The 16,674-nt window shown below is 66.8% G+C and carries 13 protein-coding genes; 8 read left to right on the forward strand and 5 right to left on the reverse strand.

The window, feature by feature from the left end; translation table 11 throughout:
• Nucleotides 1–19: 19 nt before the first annotated feature.
• The 4 genes from AB4Y40_RS15700 (at nt 20) to AB4Y40_RS15715 (ending at nt 5,974) form a co-directional block, all read left to right on the forward strand.
• Nucleotides 20–1,216 (forward strand): acyl-CoA dehydrogenase family protein, encoded by a 1,197-nt coding sequence (locus AB4Y40_RS15700; RefSeq protein WP_368688494.1) that lies wholly within the window; start codon nt 20–22, stop codon nt 1,214–1,216.
• Nucleotides 1,217–1,226: 10 nt separating this feature from the next.
• Nucleotides 1,227–2,363, forward strand: a complete 1,137-nt coding sequence (locus tag AB4Y40_RS15705; protein ID WP_368688495.1) for an acyl-CoA dehydrogenase family protein — start codon at nt 1,227–1,229, stop codon at nt 2,361–2,363.
• A gap of 52 nt (nt 2,364–2,415) precedes the next feature.
• Entirely contained in the window at nt 2,416–3,630 is a 1,215-nt protein-coding gene (locus AB4Y40_RS15710; protein ID WP_368688496.1) for a CaiB/BaiF CoA transferase family protein, read from the forward strand.
• A gap of 265 nt (nt 3,631–3,895) precedes the next feature.
• Nucleotides 3,896–5,974 (forward strand): VTT domain-containing protein, encoded by a 2,079-nt coding sequence (locus AB4Y40_RS15715; RefSeq protein WP_368688497.1) that lies wholly within the window; start codon nt 3,896–3,898, stop codon nt 5,972–5,974.
• 16 nt (nt 5,975–5,990) lie between these two features.
• On the opposite strand, the gene AB4Y40_RS15720 is transcribed toward AB4Y40_RS15715, so the two are convergent.
• Nucleotides 5,991–6,263, reverse strand: a complete 273-nt coding sequence (locus tag AB4Y40_RS15720) for a hypothetical protein (protein WP_069261746.1) — start codon at nt 6,261–6,263, stop codon at nt 5,991–5,993.
• Nucleotides 6,264–6,563: 300 nt separating this feature from the next.
• Between AB4Y40_RS15720 and AB4Y40_RS15725 the strand changes: the two genes are divergently transcribed.
• Complete coding sequence (locus tag AB4Y40_RS15725; protein WP_368688498.1) at nt 6,564–7,649, forward strand: Dyp-type peroxidase; 1,086 nt, start codon at nt 6,564–6,566, stop codon at nt 7,647–7,649.
• Nucleotides 7,642–8,442: a family 1 encapsulin nanocompartment shell protein gene (locus AB4Y40_RS15730; protein WP_368688499.1), complete on the forward strand. Its 801-nt coding sequence runs from the start codon at nt 7,642–7,644 to the stop codon at nt 8,440–8,442. Before AB4Y40_RS15725 ends, AB4Y40_RS15730 begins: the two co-directional genes overlap by 8 nt.
• Nucleotides 8,443–8,537: 95 nt before the next feature.
• Here AB4Y40_RS15730 and AB4Y40_RS15735 read toward each other — a convergent pair whose 3' ends face one another.
• Nucleotides 8,538–10,799 carry a TonB-dependent receptor gene (locus AB4Y40_RS15735; protein ID WP_368688500.1) on the reverse strand — a complete coding sequence of 754 codons (2,262 nt, stop codon included), beginning with the start codon at nt 10,797–10,799 and terminating at the stop codon, nt 8,538–8,540.
• 235 nt (nt 10,800–11,034) lie between these two features.
• Between AB4Y40_RS15735 and AB4Y40_RS15740 the strand changes: the two genes are divergently transcribed.
• The gene (locus AB4Y40_RS15740; RefSeq protein WP_254316758.1) at nt 11,035–11,355 is read left to right on the forward strand and encodes a pyrimidine/purine nucleoside phosphorylase; all 321 of its coding nucleotides are present in this window, start codon (nt 11,035–11,037) and stop codon (nt 11,353–11,355) included.
• Nucleotides 11,356–11,528: 173 nt separating this feature from the next.
• The gene (locus tag AB4Y40_RS15745) at nt 11,529–12,917 is read left to right on the forward strand and encodes a chloride channel protein (RefSeq protein ID WP_368688501.1); all 1,389 of its coding nucleotides are present in this window, start codon (nt 11,529–11,531) and stop codon (nt 12,915–12,917) included.
• A 4-nt stretch (nt 12,918–12,921) separates the two neighbouring features.
• Here AB4Y40_RS15745 and AB4Y40_RS15750 read toward each other — a convergent pair whose 3' ends face one another.
• From AB4Y40_RS15750 to AB4Y40_RS15760, 3 genes are read right to left on the reverse strand one after another with little or no spacing between them, the layout of a single operon-like run.
• On the reverse strand, nt 12,922–14,070 hold the full coding sequence (locus AB4Y40_RS15750; RefSeq protein ID WP_368688502.1) for an enoyl-CoA hydratase/isomerase family protein: 1,149 nt from the start codon (nt 14,068–14,070) through the stop codon (nt 12,922–12,924).
• A gap of 3 nt (nt 14,071–14,073) precedes the next feature.
• Nucleotides 14,074–14,859, reverse strand: a complete 786-nt coding sequence (locus AB4Y40_RS15755; protein ID WP_368688503.1) for an enoyl-CoA hydratase — start codon at nt 14,857–14,859, stop codon at nt 14,074–14,076.
• Nucleotides 14,860–14,878: 19 nt separating this feature from the next.
• Nucleotides 14,879–16,591, reverse strand: a complete 1,713-nt coding sequence (locus tag AB4Y40_RS15760) for an AMP-binding protein (RefSeq protein ID WP_368688504.1) — start codon at nt 16,589–16,591, stop codon at nt 14,879–14,881.
• Nucleotides 16,592–16,674 lie beyond the last annotated feature (83 nt).

Below are 16,674 nucleotides of genomic sequence, written 5' to 3' on the forward strand. Positions count from 1 at the left end.
CCTGAAGGAGCTTTTCACAATGGACCTGAAATTCACCGCCGAAGAAGAGGCGTTTCGCAGCGAAGTGCTCGCGTTCCTGAACGAGCGCCTGCCGCAGCGCCTTGCCAGCAAGGTGAGCAACGGCCGGCACCTGACGCGCGACGACATGGCGCAATGGCATGCGATCCTCCACGAAAAAGGCTGGCTCGCGAATCACTGGCCGCAGGCATACGGCGGCCCCGGCTGGAGCGCCGTGCAGAAGTTCATCTTCGAGAACGAATGCGCGATTGCAGGCGCGCCGCGCATCGTGCCGTTCGGCGTCAACATGCTCGGGCCCGTGCTCATCAAGTACGGCAGCGAGGCGCAAAAGCGCTACTGGCTGCCGCGCATTCTCGACGGCTCGGACTGGTGGTGCCAGGGCTATTCGGAACCGGGCGCGGGCTCGGACCTCGCCTCGTTGCGCACGACTGCCGTTCGTGACGGCGACCACTACGTGGTGAATGGCCAGAAAACGTGGACCACGCTCGGCCACTACGCGAACATGATTTTCTGCCTCGTGCGCACCGCCACCGACGTGCGCAAGCAGGAAGGCATCAGCTTCCTGCTGATCGACATGAACACGCCGGGCATCGAGGTTCGCCCCATCGTCACGCTCGACGGCGAACATGAGGTCAACGAAGTGTTCTTCACCGACGTGCGCGTGCCGGTGGCGAACCTCGTTGGCGAAGAAAACCGCGGCTGGACCTACGCGAAATATCTGCTCACGTACGAGCGCACGAATATCGCGGGCGTGGGCTTTTCGGTGGCGGCGCTCGCGCGCCTGAAGCGCGCCGCGCGGAACATCACGCGCAACGGCAAGCCGCTTGCAGAGGATCCGCAGTTTGCGGCACGCATCGCGAAGGTCGAGATCGATCTGGAGAACATGAAGACGACCAACCTGCGCGTGATCGCCGCAGTGGCGGGCGGCGGCGTGCCCGGTGCGGAAAGCTCGATGCTCAAGATTCGCGGCACCGAGATCCGCCAGGAGATTGCCTCGCTGCTGCGCCGCGCGATGGGTCCGTACGCGGCGCCGTTCGTCGAGGACGCGCTCGAAGAAGGGTATGCGGGCGAGGCAATCGGACCCGACGATGCCGCCAGCGCCGCGGCGCAATACTTCAACAACCGCAAGCTGTCGATTTTCGGCGGCTCCAACGAAATTCAGAAGAACATCATCTCCAAGATGATTCTCGGGCTTTGAGAGGCACGCCATGGACTTCCAGCATACAGAAGACCGCCGCATGCTTGCGGATACGCTCAATCGTTTCATCACGGAGCAATACGGTTTCAATACGCGCGATACAATCGCGCGCTCCGAGCAAGGCTTTAGCGCAGACATGTGGCAGCGCTTCGCCGAACTCGGCGTGATCGGCGCGCTGTTCGACGAGGCCGATGGCGGCTTTGGCGGCGCGGGCTTCGATGTCGCCGTGGTGTTCGAAGCGCTCGGGCGCGGACTCGTGGTCGAGCCGTTCCTCGACACGCTGATCGTGGGCCGCGCGCTCGCGCACGCGGGCAGCGAGGCGCAGCGCGCGCGCATTGCCTCGTTCATCGACGGCTCGCAAATCGCCGCGCTCGCGCACGACGAGCCAGGTTCGCACTACGAGGACGCACGCGTGGCGACGCGGGCAGAGAAAAGCGGCGATGGCTGGGTGCTGCAGGGCGCGAAGGGCGTCGTACAGCACGCCGAACACGCCGATATGCTGCTCGTTTCGGCGCGTACCTCCGGCGAAGAATTCGCCGAAGCAGGCATCTCCCTCTTCGTCGTGCCGCGCGATGCAGCGGGCGTGAGCCTGCGCGGCTACCGCAAGATCGATGGCGGCCGCGCAGCGGAAGTGGCGCTCGACAACGTGAAGGTGCATGCCGATGCGCTCATCGGCGCGCAAGGCAGCGGCTTCGCGACGCTCGAACATGCACGCGGATACGGCATCGTCGCGCTCGCATCGGAGGCCGTGGGCGCGATGGAGATCGCACGCGACTTCACGCTCGAATACCTGCGCACGCGCAAGCAGTTCGGTTTGCCCATCGGCAGCTTCCAGGCGCTGCAGCATCGCATGGCGGACGTGCTGCTCGAAATCGAGCAGGCGCGCTCGGCGGTCATCAACGCGGCAGCGGCGATCGACGCGCCGCGCGCGCAGCGCGAACGTGCGCTTTCGGCCGCCAAGTACACGATCGGGCGCATTGGCGCGCGCGTGGCCGAAGAAGCGATCCAGCTGCACGGCGGCATCGGCATGACGTGGGAATTGCCGCTCGCGCACTATGCAAAGCGGCTCGTGATGATCGATCATCAGCTTGGCGACGAGGATCATCATCTCGCGCGCTATATCGCCTTGGGGCGCGAGGCGGCGTGAGCCATGAAGGGGCGGCTGCGTTGCCCCGACAACGAACCAGGAGTACCAGTTGATGCAGACGGACAACAACAGCTTGCCCCTGGCGGGCGTGCGCGTGCTCGATCTTTCGCGCGTGCTGGCCGGGCCGTGGAGCGCGATGGTGCTCGGCGACCTCGGCGCGGAAGTCATCAAGATCGAGCATCCCGACCGCGGCGACGACACACGCGACTGGGGCGTGCGCGTCGGCAAGACGGAGACTGCGTACTTCAACAGCGTGAACCGCAACAAGCGTTCGATCACGCTCGATCTGCAAACGCCCGAAGGCCAGCAGATCGTGCGCGACCTCGCGAAAACCAGCGACATCGTCGTGCAGAACTTCAAGTTCGGCGGTGCGGAAAAGCTCGGGCTCGGCTATGAGCAGTTGAGCGCGGAGAATGCGCGTCTCATCTATTGCTCGATTTCGGGCTACGACCGTACAGGACCCGAAGCGACACGCCCCGGCTACGACCTCGTCGTGCAGGGCGAAACCGGCCTCATGGCGATGAACGGCGAAGCCGACCAGCCGCCGCTCAAGTTCGGTGTGGCGGCCGTGGATCTTTTCACGGGCATGTATTCCGCACAGGCGATGCTCGCCGCGCTCTACGAGCGCGAGCGCACGGGTCGCGGGCGCCACATCGAGATGGCGCTGTTCGACTGCGGCCTCATGATTACCGCCTACTACGGCCTCGAAGCGCTGCTGATCGGCGAGGACCCGCCGCGTTACGGCAATGCGCACCCGTCGATCGTGCCGTATGGCGTGTTCGATGCGGCCGATGGTCCGCTCGTCATCACCGTGGGCAACAACGCGCAGTTCGAGCGCTTTTGCCGCGAAGTGATCGAGCGCGCCGACCTCGCCGACGACGCACGCTACAAGACCAACATCCTGCGCGGGCAGAACCGCGAAACGCTGGTGCCCGAACTCACGCGCGAACTGGGCAGCCGCCCGCGCAAACTGCTGCTCGAACGGCTCGCGCGCGCCGGCATTCCGTGCGGCGAAGTGGCCGGCCTGCGCGAGGCGCTGCTGTCGCCGCGCGCAACGCTTGGCGGCCTCGTCACGCAGCAGCCGCATCCGCATACCGAAAGCGGCACGACGCCGGTGCTCGCGCCGCCGTGGCGCTTCGACGGCGAACGCCTGCCCGTGCGGCACGCGCCTCCGCAACTGGGCGAAGGCACGCAGGAGGTCCTGCAGTCGATGCTCGGTTATTCGGCGGAACAACTGGCCGGGTTGAAGGAGAAAGGGGTTATCTGAATCGGGTCCCGGTCGTAGCCGGACTTGCGGGCGCAAAATCCGCCGCCCCCCCTTCCGCGTCGCCGCCGCGCGACGCGGCCCCGCCTTCGCCCCCTCGCTGCGTCCCGCCCGGCCTCGCGTCGCACGTAGTTGCGCGCGCCCGGTTATATTGCGCCTGATGGTCCCGCACGCCGCTTGCGGCTAGTTGCGAACGGCCGGTGCGGACCGGCACCCGCCCGATCTCGCGCCCGTCCCGCGAGCCCCAGCAAACGAACCCGCCCCGCTCATGGAGCACGCCTACGATCATTTGCTGCACCTGCTCGCCGCGCACGCGACGTGGACGCTCGCCTTTGTCGTGGTCGCCGCTTTCCTCGAATCGCTCGCGTTCATCGGCACGTTCATTCCCGGCAGCACGGCGATGTTCATTGCCGGCGCGTTCGCCGCCACGGGCACGATCAACCTCGGCTGGCTCTTCGTCTGCGCGATTGCGGGCGCCGTGGCCGGCGACGGCGTCAGCTTCTGGATCGGCCATCGCTACCGCGGCTCGCTGGCCCAGATGTGGCCGTTCAGCCGCCATCCCGCCATTCTCGAGCGCGCACACGCCTACTTCGTGAGCCACGGCACGCGCAGCGTGATCCTCGCGCGCTTCATCGCGCCGCTGCGCGCCGTGGTGCCGATCGTCGCGGGCATGGCCGGCATGAAGCCCATGCGCTTCTTCATGATGAACGTGATTTCCGCGCTCGTCTGGGCGCCCGCGCATATCGTGCCGGGCGTCGTGTTCGGCGCCTCGCTCCAGCTCGCGGGCGCGGTGTCGTTCCGGCTGGTGGTCGTCATCGGCATCGTCGCGCTCGCGGTCTGGCTCATCTGGCGTTTCGTGCGCATGCTGCTCCTGCACATCGACAACTGGGCCGGCGCGTCGCGCCGCAGCGCGGCGCAGTGGGCGGCGCAGCATCCCGGGCGCGCCTCGAAGCGCATCGCCCGCCTGCTCGACCCGGCGCAGCCTGCGCTCGGCCCCGTCATCGTGATCACGGGCCTCGTGCCGGTCTGCGCGGCCGTGTTTTCCTATGTGCTCGGCAACGTGCTGCGCGGCGCGCCGCTCGTACAGATCGACCAGTCCGTGCGCCAGTTCCTGCAGTCGATCCGCACCACCTGGGCCGACGAGGCCCTCGCGCGCGTCGAAACGCTCGGCAGCACCTGGACGCTCGCGGCCCTGATCGCGACGGTGGGCATCTGGATGGTGCTGGAGAGGCGTTGGCGCACCATCGCCTACTGGATGATTGCGGCGGCCGTTTCGCAATTGCTCATCCTGATCCTGCGCTTCGTGATCCACCATACGTCGCCGGGCGGCGGCCAGGCCGTCGAAGCCTATGTGTTCCCGAGCGACCGCGTGGCGTCGATGGTGATCGTCTATGGCTTCGTGATGTTCCTGCTCGTGCGCCGCGCGAGCATGCTGGAGGCCGCGCTGGTCGCCGCGCTCGGCAACGGGATCGTCGTGGCCGTGGCGTTCGCGGGGCTCTATTTCGACCGCTTTCTGTTCTCGGACGCCATCGGCGGCGCGGCCTTCGCCGCGATCTGGGTGGCGATCGTGGTGCTCACCTCGCTCTGGCGCTACCCCAAGCGGCCGCCGCAGCGCACCTACGTGCCGCCCATCGTGCTGATCGTGCTGGTCGGCGCCGTTCTGCTGCAGACGGTGCCGGCCGGGCGCATGCCCGCGCCGCCCACGACCGCGGCGGCGGCGCCCGTCGTCCTCTCGCAAATGCAGTGGAGCGATTCGCTGTGGAGGACGTTTGCGTGCTATCGCTTCGACATGAAAGGCGCGCGCCGCGAGCCGATGACGATCCAGTGGGCCGCGAGCGCCGACGACCTGCGCACGGCGCTGCGCGACGCGGGCTGGGCCGAAGGCCCGCAGATTTCGGTGAGGAGCGTGCTATCGCTCGTCGCACCGAACGTGGACGTGATGTCGCTGCCGCTGCTGCCGAAGCTGAACAACGGCCTGCCCTCGCCGCTCGTGTTCGCCCGCGCGCGCCTCGCCGCCAAGCCGGGCGAGGCGGCCGAGCCGGGCAGCCGCCGCGACGTGCTGCGCTTCTGGCCTTCGGGCTACGCGCTCGCGCCGCGGCGCAATGGAAACGGCACTGGCGATGGCCACGCGAGCGACGGGGAACCCACGCCGATCTGGGTCGGCTCGCTCGTCCACGAGCGGCTGCGGCGCGGGTCGTGGCCGTTCAACGTGGTCACGACCTATCCCGACGACGTCGCCGAACTCAGCGCCCCCGGCCAACCGGCAGGCTGGCGCACGCTCGCGCTGCCGGGCGAGGTGAGCTGCGAAGGACGGCCCGTGAAGCTGATCGTGCAGGGCGGCCGCTGAAAGGGAAAACGAAGGCTCAGGCCGTGCTCTCAGCCCAGCTTCCCGTGGCGTGGAAGCGGTCGATGCGCTTGCGGGCGTCCGCGTAGGCGGCGTCGAGCGCGGCGTCGGGGCCGGTGTAGTTGCGCATCATGTCGTGAAAGCGCACGCTGCGCCCTTCGACATGGGCGTCCGCGCCGTGGCGGCAGATGTAGCCGCTGTAGTGGAACAGCGGCTCGGGCGCACGCGGCCCGAACGCCGGAATCGGCAGCACCCAGATCTCGAAGCCTTCATGCTCGGTGTGGTCCCACATGGCGCGTCTCCTGTCGATCCGGAGTTAGTGCTTTAGCACTTACTCCGGTCCCATGCAAAGCTGTCGATCCGGAGTTAGTGCTTTAGCACTTACTCCGGTCCCATGCAAAGCTGTCGATCCGGAGTTAGCGCTTCAGCGCTTACTCCAGCCTGCCCGTCAGGGCACGTCGATATCATGATGAGTATCCTCGCACGGCACCCCTCTCGCCTGCAAACGGCCGTTTTCCCCGAGTTTGGCTAAACTATGCGGGCGCAGCAGAACCCAAACCCGACTCTGGACTCACGAGCGATACCCCACATCATGACGCCGGCCTCTCTCACGCAGGAACCGCAGTCCGTCTCCAGCGCCGTCACGCGCAATGCCTTCTTCATCGTCGCGACCGTCAACGACGACGCCGCGAGCCGCGCCACCGTGCGCGCCTGGTGCGCCGACGTCGCCAACCTCGTGCGCGCGGTCGGCAAGCGCGTGCCCGCCGGCAATCTGTCGTGCGTGGTCGGCTTTTCATCCGACGCATGGGACAAGCTGTTCGGCGAGCCGCGCCCGGCCGGCCTGCACCCGTTCCGCGAATTCGGCACGGGCGAGCGCAAGGCCATCGCCACGCCCGGCGACATCCTGCTGCACATTCGCGCCGACGAAACCGACCTGTGTTTCGAACTCGCCACCCAGCTCATGACGCGCCTGGAAGGCGCGGTCACGACCGTGGACGAAGTGCACGGCTTTCGCAACTTCGACATGCGCGCGATGATCGGCTTCGTCGACGGCACCGAGAATCCGACGGGCAACGAAGCCGTCCATTTCACGGTGATCGGCGAAAACGAAGACCCCGAGTTCTGCGGTGGCAGCTACGTGCTCGTGCAGAAGTACATGCACGACATGAAAGGCTGGAACGCGCTATCCGTGGAGGCCCAGGAGCACATCATCGGCCGCACCAAGCTCCAGGACATCGAACTGGACGAAGCCGTGAAGCCGAGCTGGTCGCACAGCTCGCTCACCACGCTCGAAGACGACGCGGGCAACGAGATCAAGATCCTGCGCGACAACATGCCGTTCGGCCGGCCCGGCTCGGCCGAATTCGGCACCTACTTCATCGGCTACGCGCGCTCGCCCGAGCCGATCGAACAGATGCTCGAAAACATGTTCGTCGGCCTGCCGCCCGGCAACTACGACCGGCTGCTCGACTTCAGCCGCGCCGTCACGGGGGGCCTCTTCTTCGTGCCGTCGCAGACGCTGCTCGAAGCGCTCGCCGAAGTCGACCCGGGCGCCGCACCCACCATCGAGGTGGGCGCCGCCGATTCATCGGAAACAGAAACCGAGCCTGCCGCCGTGCCAAACGCAGACGGCTCGCTCGCCATCGGATCCCTCAAAGGAGCACCCCGGTATGAATAACCTCCATCGCGAGCTGGCGCCCATTTCCACGGCCGCGTGGTCGCAAATCGAAGAAGAAGTTGCGCGCACCTTCAAACGCTCGCTCGCGGGCCGCCGCGTCGTGGACGTCGAGGGCCCCGGCGGCCCGGCGCTCGCCGCAGTCGGCACGGGCCACCAGAACGGCATCGAAGCGCCGCTCGAAGGCATCCGTGCGCGGCAGCGCGAAGTGAAGGCGATCGTGGAACTGCGCGTGCCGTTCGAACTTTCGCGCGACGCCATCGACGACGTCGAGCGCGGCGCCGAAGACTCCGACTGGCAGCCGGCCAAGGACGCGGCGACGCGCCTCGCGTTCGCGGAAGACCGCGCGATTTTCGACGGCTACACGGCCGCGCAGATCACGGGCATCCGCGAAGGCTCGTCGAACCCGATCCTGCCGATGCCGGCCGATATCGCCGATTACCCCACGGTCATCGCCAAGGCGCTCGAACAGCTGCGCCTGCAGGGCGTGGACGGCCCGTACGCAGTGCTGCTCGGCTCCGATGCCTACACGGCGGTGAGCGAAGCGAGCGACATGGGTTATCCGATTCTCGAGCACATTCGCCGCCTCGTGAACGGCGAGATCATCTGGGCGCCGGCCATCGAGGGCGGCGCGATCCTGAGCACGCGTGGCGGCGATTTCGCGTTCCACCTCGGGCAGGACGTGTCGATCGGGTATTCGTCGCATGACGACAAGAGCGTGAAGCTGTATCTGCAGGAGAGCTTCACGTTCATGATGCTGACTGCCGAGGCTTCGGTGGCGGTGAAGCCGGAGTGAGCCTGCGTTGACTCCTGCAGGCGATGAAGAAGGGGCGCTTGTTCGAGCGCCCCTTTTTTATGACTCGCCGTTACCGCCGCGAGCGGCGTTAGCGATCACTGATAGAAGTTCACCGTCACGACCGCCGAGCGGCCCGGCGCCCAGGTTGCGTAGATCGGGTACGCGCTCTGGTAGTACTCCTTGTCGAAGAGGTTGTTCACGTTGAGCTGCAGATCGATCTTCTTCGACACACGCCACGTCGCCGCAGCATCGAAGCGCGCATAGCCCGGCGTCCACTTGCGCGATGTCGCCGAAACCGATGCATACGTCAGGCTCGAAACCGTTGCGCCCGCACCCACCGTGAGCTTCGGCAGCACGTCGTAGCTCGTCCACAGCGTGAAGTTGTGCTTGGGCACCATCACCATCGGCAAGCCGGAAAGCGCGGGGCTGGCCGGGCCGGCATCGGTCGTGATCGCATCGAGGTACGAATAGCCGCCGAACACGGACCACTTGTTCGTCACGTTGCCCGCGAAGCCGAACTCGAAGCCGCGCACGCGCTGCGATCCCGCGTTGATCGTGCCGCCCAGGCCGTCGCTCACGCGCGCGTTGGTCTTGTCGGTCTGGAACAACGCCGTGGTGAGCGAGAGGCGCTGCTCGAGCACGTCCCACTTCGCACCCACTTCGATATTGCGCGAGCGCTCGGGCGCGAGGTCCTTGTTCGTAGCCGTGATCTGGTCCGTGCCGCCGCCGAGACCCGAATTCGAGCCCGGCGGATTCGCCGAGGTGCCGTACGACGCATAAAGGCTCAAGGTCGGCACCGGCTTGAACACGAGGCCGAACTGGTAGCTGAAGAGATTCGACGTGTTCGACAGATCGGCCACGCCCGCCTGCTGCGCGCTCACGTCATAGCGGTCGAAGCGCAGGCCTGCGTTGAAGATCCAGCGCTCGGAAAGCTGCACGCTGTCGAACATGTACGCCGAAGCGATATTCGTCTGCGTATGCGTGGCAGGCCCCGGGAAGCCCTTGTCGCCATTGAGGACGATGCTGCCCGTCCACGGATTGTTCGGGTTCCAGTTGTTGATCGACGCGCAGTTGTACGCAACCGAGCACGGGCCGCCCGAGCGGATGTTGTTGCCCGCCGAATCGCTCACGAGATAGCCCTCGTACAGGTCCTGCTCGTGGCTGAATTCCACGCCCGCCGTGAACGTGTGGCGCATACCGTACAGGTCGAACTTGCCGTTCGCCTCGGTCTGGTTCGCGACGCTGTTGGTCGCGTACTTGCCGCTCTTGGCCTGCAGGCTGAGAATGTTCGAGGTCGCGCTCGTCAGCTGCGGATTGGTCGCCACGTAGTCGAGCGTCGAGCGGCCGAACATCGTCGTGTTCTTGATCTTCCACGCGTCGTTGATGCGGTGCTCCACCTTCACTTCGCCCGTATCGGTCTGGCCGTAGCGGTAGTCGCGCGTGTTCAGGCCGTAGAACTGGCCGCGGTTGGACGACACCGGCGTGCCGCCCGTCGAGCGGAACGGCACGCTGAAGTCGGGCATGTCGTAGGTGTTCAGGTGGTAGTAGCTCACCGTGACCGTGGTCGGCGTGTTCAGGCCAAACGCGATCGAGGGCGCCACGCCCCAGCGTTTGTTGTACACGTCGGTGCGGCCCGCCTGGTCGGCGTCGTGGCCCATGGCGTTGAGGCGGAACGCGGTGGTGTCGTTGAGCGACTGGTTCCAGTCGATGGTGGCGCGCCTGTAGCTATCGGTGCCAAGGCCCACGCTGCCGTTGATGAAGTTGTCGGCCTGCGGCGTTTTCGTCGTGATGTCGATGCTGCCGCCGACCGACCCGCGCCCGGCATACACCGAGTCCGGGCCCTTGATGACGCTGATGTTCTGCACATCGAAGGTTTCGCGGTTCTGCACGCCCGAGTCGCGCATGCCGTCCACGAAGATCGAGTTGCGCGACTCGAAACCGCGAATCACGGGCCGGTCCGCAGACGGATTCGCCGCCGCGTCGCCGCCGAGGAACGTGATGCCGGGCACCGTGCGCAGCGCGTCCTGGAAGGTCGTGACGTTCTTCTCCTTGAGCACCTGCTCCGGAATCACCGTGATGGAGCGTGGCGTGTCGATGAGCGGCGCCGTGAACTTGTACGACTCGAGCGTTTTGGTCTGCATGTCGGAAGGCGCCGAAACGACCTTCACGGCGGGCAGCGTGCTTTCGGCAGCCGCGGTGGACGATGCAGGCGTCGCCGCCGCTGCACTCGCGGCGGCGGGGCTATCGGCGGCGGGCGCGGTCTGCGCGTGTGCGAGAGACGAGGCGAAGAAACCGGAGCAATAGAGCGCAGCGACGGAGGCGATGGCGCGCATCCGCGTCGGGAAATGGACGGACATGAGTGAGCGTGCTGGTCGGCGAATTGTCGTAATTGCAAATGCAGATGATTCTCATTTGTGATAGCGATTGTAATAACTCGTCATTTGTTTGTAAACATTCAATTCGCAATTCGTATGGCAGCAGGGCGATGCCATGCGCCCGCCGCGCCCGACAGCCGGTATGATGGCGGCCTCGCCCCGGACGACGCGTCGTCCCGGCGCCCGGTTCCATTCACGAAGACAGAGGAAGACCGCCATGACGGCAGCAGCACAATTCGACCAGGTTTCCGTAATCAAGCGCGCCAACGTCTACTTCGACGGCAAGTGCGTGTCGCACACCGTGCTGTTCGCCGATGGCTCGCGCAAGACGCTAGGCGTGATCCTGCCGGGCACGCTGAACTTCGGCACTGACGCCGCCGAGCTGATGGAAGTGCAGGCCGGCCAGTGCCGCATCCGCCTGGAAGGCACCGACGAGTGGAAGACCTACAGCGCCGGCGAGTCGTTCTCGGTGCCGGGCAAGAGCCGTTTCGACATCGAAGTGGTCGAGACGCTCGACTACGTCTGCAGCTACCTGTAAGCGCTGCGTCGATTCGAACGCCCGCCGCGGGACGCGCGGCTGGCGTTTTCGCTTCTGCCGGGCGTTGGGCGGAAGCGCCGGCGCGCTGAACGTGCTCGACGCGCCGCCCCCCTGCCCTCGCTACAATGGGCGCCAGCCCGTCGCCTGGCGACTCCCACGCCTGTCTTCCCGCCGTGTCATCCCTCACGCCCCAACCCTCGCCGCGCTCTCGCGCCAACGCCGATCGTCCGCCTCCGCGCAGCCCGCTCGTCACGTTGGCGCTCGTGACCGTGCTCACCGGCATCGGCGCGGGTCTCTCCGGCATGCTGCTCGCGCTGCTGCTGCACGCGATCCAGCACGTCGCCTATGGCTACGGCGCGGGGCACATCATCGGCGAGGAGAGCTTTCTGCAGGGCGTGACCGATACCGCGCCCTGGCGGCGCGTAGCGGTGCTCGTGGCGTGCGGGCTGATCGCCGGCGGCGGATGGTGGGCGCTCTATCGCTACGCGCGCCCGCTCGTGAGCATCAGCGCGGCGATCAAGCCAGGCGGCAAGCGCATGCCCATTTTCGCGACCACCGTGCACGCGCTGCTGCAGATCGTGACCGTCGCGATGGGTTCGCCGCTCGGGCGCGAAGTCGCACCGCGCGAGATCGGCGCCGCGTTCGCGAGCTGGCTCGCGAAGCGCACCGGCCTCACCGCCGCGGAGCGCCGCGTGATGATCGCGTGCGGTGCGGGTGCGGGGCTCGCGGCTGTCTACAACGTGCCATTGGGCGGTGCGATGTTCGTGCTCGAAGTGCTGCTCGGCACGTTCGGCTGGTCGGTGGCGGTGCCGGCGATCAGCACCTCGGCCATTGCGGCCGTGATCGCATGGATCGGTCTCGGCGACGCGCAGCAATACCACGTGCCCGGCTATGGCATCAATGCGCAGCTCGTGGTGTGGTCGGTGCTCTGCGGGCCGCTGTTCGGCGCGGCCGCGCATGCTTTTTCACGCGTGACGAGCCGCGCGCGCGACGCCTCGCCCAAAGACTGGCGGCTGCCGCTCTACACGCTGGTGAATTTCGCGGCCATTGGCCTGCTGGCCATCTGGTTTCCGCAGTTGCTCGGCAACGGCAAGGGCGCGGCCGGCCTGAGCTTCGACGACGATCTCGGCATCGGCCTGGCGGCCACGCTGCTCGTGCTGCGCGTGTTCGTCACGACGACCACGTTGCGCGCGGGCGCGAAGGGCGGCCTGCTTACGCCGGGGCTCGCGAACGGCGCGCTGCTCGCCATCGTGATCGCCGGGCTCGTGAATCACGTGTGGCCCGGCCTTTCGCCGGGTGCATTTGCGATCGTCGGCGCGGGTGCGTTTCTCGCCTCTTCGATGCAGATGCCGATCACCGCAACCGTGCTGATTCTCGAGTTCACTCACGCGAATCACGATCTTGCGATTCCGCTGCTGCTCGCCGTGGCAGGTTCGGTCGCGACGCTGCGCATGCTGACGCGGGCGCAGGGTCCTTCCCACGGCGCGCCGGCACTCGGCGCCGAACGTGAACTACGGCTCGCCGCACTGCGCGAGCCGTCGGCACGCGAGTCCTCCGACTGAACCGTTAGGCGCCGAGGTCCGCCAGCGGATGCGCCTCGCCGCGCCACGGCGACGCGAGGAAATGCTGCACGCGTTCGGTCCGCACCTCGACGAGCGTGGCGGGCGCCCAGCGCGGCTTGCGGTCCTTGTCGACGAGATGCGCGCGCACGCCCTCGCAGAAGTCGCCTTCCTCGATCGCACGGCCAACGATGCCAAGCTCCATGCGGAAGCACTCGGCGAGCGTCATCTGGCGGCCGCGCAGCAGCGCTTCGCGCGTGACTTCGAGCATCGTCGGCGAATAGTGCGTGAGCGCTTCGAGTGTAGCTTCGAGCCACGCCCGTTCGGCTTGCGCGTGCTCGCGTTCGAGGTCGGCGCGCAGCGATGCGACGATCTGCTCGACACGCAGATGGCGGTCGAAGTGCCGCACGATGAGCGGCGTCAACGAAGCAAGCGCGCCGTCGTCAGCCTCGTGACACGGCGCGACGAATACTTCGCGTAGCGAAGCATGCACATCGCCCGACCATTGCGCTGCCAGCAGACGCGCCTCGTAGCCATCGAGCCATTCGCCCGGCACGCAGGCGTCGGCAAGGCCGCATTGCAGCGCATCCGCGCCGCTGAGCATCGCGCCGGTCAGACCCACGTAAAGCGCCGTCTCCACCGGCAGCTTCGCGAGGAAGTGCGTCGCACCCACATCGGGCAAGAGCCCGATGCGCGTTTCCGGCATCGCGATCTTCGTACGCGAAGTCGCCACGCGCAGCACGGCCGCCTGGCCGAGACCCATGCCGCCGCCCATCGTCACGCCGTCGAGCAGCGCGACGAGCGGCTTGGAAAAGGTATGCAACGCATAATCGAGACGATATTCGTCGACGAAGAATTGCTGCCAGCCATTCGCGCCTTCGCGCGCTTTCTCGCGGGCGAGCCGATAGATCGCGCGCACGTCGCCGCCCGCGCAAAAGCCCTTCGGGCCTGCACCTTCCAGCACGAGCGCGACGATGCCGTCGTCCGTGCGCACGCGTTCCAGCAGCACGGCCAGCTCGCGAACCATGGCGTGCGAGAGCGCATTGAGCGCAGCCGGCCGGTTGAGCGTGACGATCGCCACGCGATTGACCACGCGAAACAGCACGTCCTTTTCGGCTTCCGTTGCAGCCTGGGCGGAAGCGGGTGTTGCATTCATTGCCTAGTTCTCCGTTTCAATATGCCAGCGTGGCTTGCGTTTCTCCAGAAACGCGTTGACGCCCTCGCGCTGGTTGGGCGAATCGAACAGATCGACGAAGCGCTCGCGCTCGACGGCGAGCGCGGCGCCGCGCGGCACGCCGTTGCGCGCCTGATGGATCAGCGACTTGCTGAAGGTGACCGCTTGCGGGCTCAAGCCCGCCACACGCGCGGCCATCGCGAGCGCGGCCTCGCGCGCGCCGCCCGTCGCCACGACTTCCTCCACGAGACCGATGCGCAGCGCCGTTTGCGCGTCCACGCGTTCGCCCGTGAGGATGATGCGCTTGGCCCAGCCTTCGCCCACGAGCCAGGGCAAGGTCTGCGTGCCGCAGCCAGAGGGCAGCAGCCCCACGGCAGGTTCGGGCAGCGCGAGTTGCGCATGCGCCTCTGCAATGCGGATGTCGCATGCGAGCGCGCACTCGAGGCCGCCGCCCATGGCATAGCCGTTGATCGCCGCGATGACCACGGGCCGCGCCTTCTGCAGCGCCTCGAATGCCGCGCCGAACGCGCTCGCCGCCGTGCGTGCGACCTCGCGGTCGCCGCTGGCGAAGGCATTGAGGTCGGCGCCCGCGCTGAAGAACTTCGGCCCGCTGCCGGTGATGACGACCGCGCGCACCTGCGGCTCTCGGTCGAACGCCTCGACGACCTGCTGGAGCTGACGCAAACCGTCGATCGTAAAAGCATTCGCAGGCGGCCGCGACAGCGTGAGCAGGGCCACCGCGCCCTCATGCGCGTACTCGAATTCGATCATTTCGGACTCCGTGTGGATATCAGCGCAGCTCGGGGAAATCCTCTTCCCAGTACTCGTCGGGCTGGCGCGGGGGCTCGGCGCTGCGCTCCATTTCGCGTCGGCGCAGCTCCACGCGGCGGATCTTGCCCGAGATGGTCTTGGGCAGGTCGCTGAACTGCAGGCGGCGAATGCGCTTGTACGGCGCGAGCTTTTCACGCGAGAAGCGGAACACCTCGCGTGCGAGTTCGGGGCCCGCCTCGAAGCCCTGGCGCACGATGACGAAGGCTTTCGGCACCGAGAGGCGCAGCTCGTCCGGACTCGGCACGACCGCCGCCTCGGCGATCGCCTCGTGCTCGATCAGCACGCTTTCCAGCTCGAACGGGCTCAGGCGGTAATCGGACGACTTGAACACGTCGTCGGCACGGCCCACGTAGACGTAGTAACCGTCGTCGCGACGCAGGGCGACGTCGGACGTGTGGTAGTAGCCGTTGCGCATGGCGTATTCGCTCGCCTTCGCGTTGTTCGCGTAGCCCGTCATCAGGCCGAGCGGACGGTGCATGAGCGGCAGCGCGATTTCGCCTTCGCTCGCGGGCTGATCGTCGGCATCGACGAGTTCCACGCGGTAGCCAGGCAGCGGCCGTCCCATCGAGCCCGCCACCACGGGCTGGCCCGGAGAATTGCCGATCTGGCAGGTCGTTTCGGTCTGGCCGTAGCCGTCGCGGATCGTAATGCCCCACGCGTGACGCACGCGCTCGATGACCTCGGGATTGAGCGGCTCGCCCGCGCCCACGATCTCGCGCAGCTTCACCGCATAGCTTGCGAGCGGCTCCTGCACGAGCATGCGCCACACCGTGGGCGGCGCGCACAGGGTGGTCACACCGCATTGCACGAGTGCGGCGAGCGTGTCTTTCGGCACGAAGCGCGCATAGTTGTAGACGAACACGCAGGCCTGCGCGTTCCACGGCGCGAAGAAGCAGCTCCACGCGTGTTTGGCCCAGCCCGGCGAACTGATGTTCCAGTGGACGTCGCCGGGCATGAGGCCGATCCAGTACATCGTCGAAAGGTGGCCTACGGGGTAGCTCTCGTGCGTGTGTTCGACGAGCTTGGGCTTCGAGGTCGTGCCCGAAGTGAAATAGAGCAGCAGCGGGTCGGTGGCGCGTGTCGGGCCGTCGGGTTCGAACGCGGGGCTCGCTTCGTACGCGCGCGAAAGGTCGATCCAGCCTTCGCACGCACCGGGCGCCGCGCCTACCGCGATGCGCTTCACGCTCGGGTCGAGTGCATCGAATTTGCCGAGTTCGGCGGCATCCACGACGACGTAGCGCGCGCCGCCCGTTTCCACGCGCTCGCGCACGTCGTCGGGCGAAAGCTGCGTCGTGGCGGGCAGCACGATGGCGCCCAGCTTCATCGCCGCCAGCATCACGTCCCAGAGTTCGACGCGATTGGGCAGCATCAACAGCAAGCGGTCGCCACGCGCCACACCCTGCTCGCGCAGAAAATTCGCCATGCGCGACGAGCGCTCCGACATCTGCGCGAACGAATAGCGCGTGCCGCCGTCCGCGAGGTCGTCGACGATCCAGAGCGCCGGGGTGTCGTTGCCGCGCGCCATCACGTCGAAGTAGTCGAGCGCCCAGTTGAACGTGTCGAGCTTCGGCCACGCGAATGCTTCGTACGCGCGCGCGTAGTCGGTACGGTGACGCAGCAGCAGCTCGCGTGCGTCGATGAAGGCCTGCGCGGAAGGGGTGAACCCGGTCATCGTCGTCTCCTGTCGAGCCGGAGTTAGCGCAAAGCACTGACTCCGGTCCCATGCATAGCTATGGCGCATACGCGCTCGCTTAT

It is taken from the genome of Paraburkholderia sp. EG287B (assembly GCF_040965595.1).
In the GTDB taxonomy this organism is placed as follows: domain Bacteria; phylum Pseudomonadota; class Gammaproteobacteria; order Burkholderiales; family Burkholderiaceae; genus Paraburkholderia.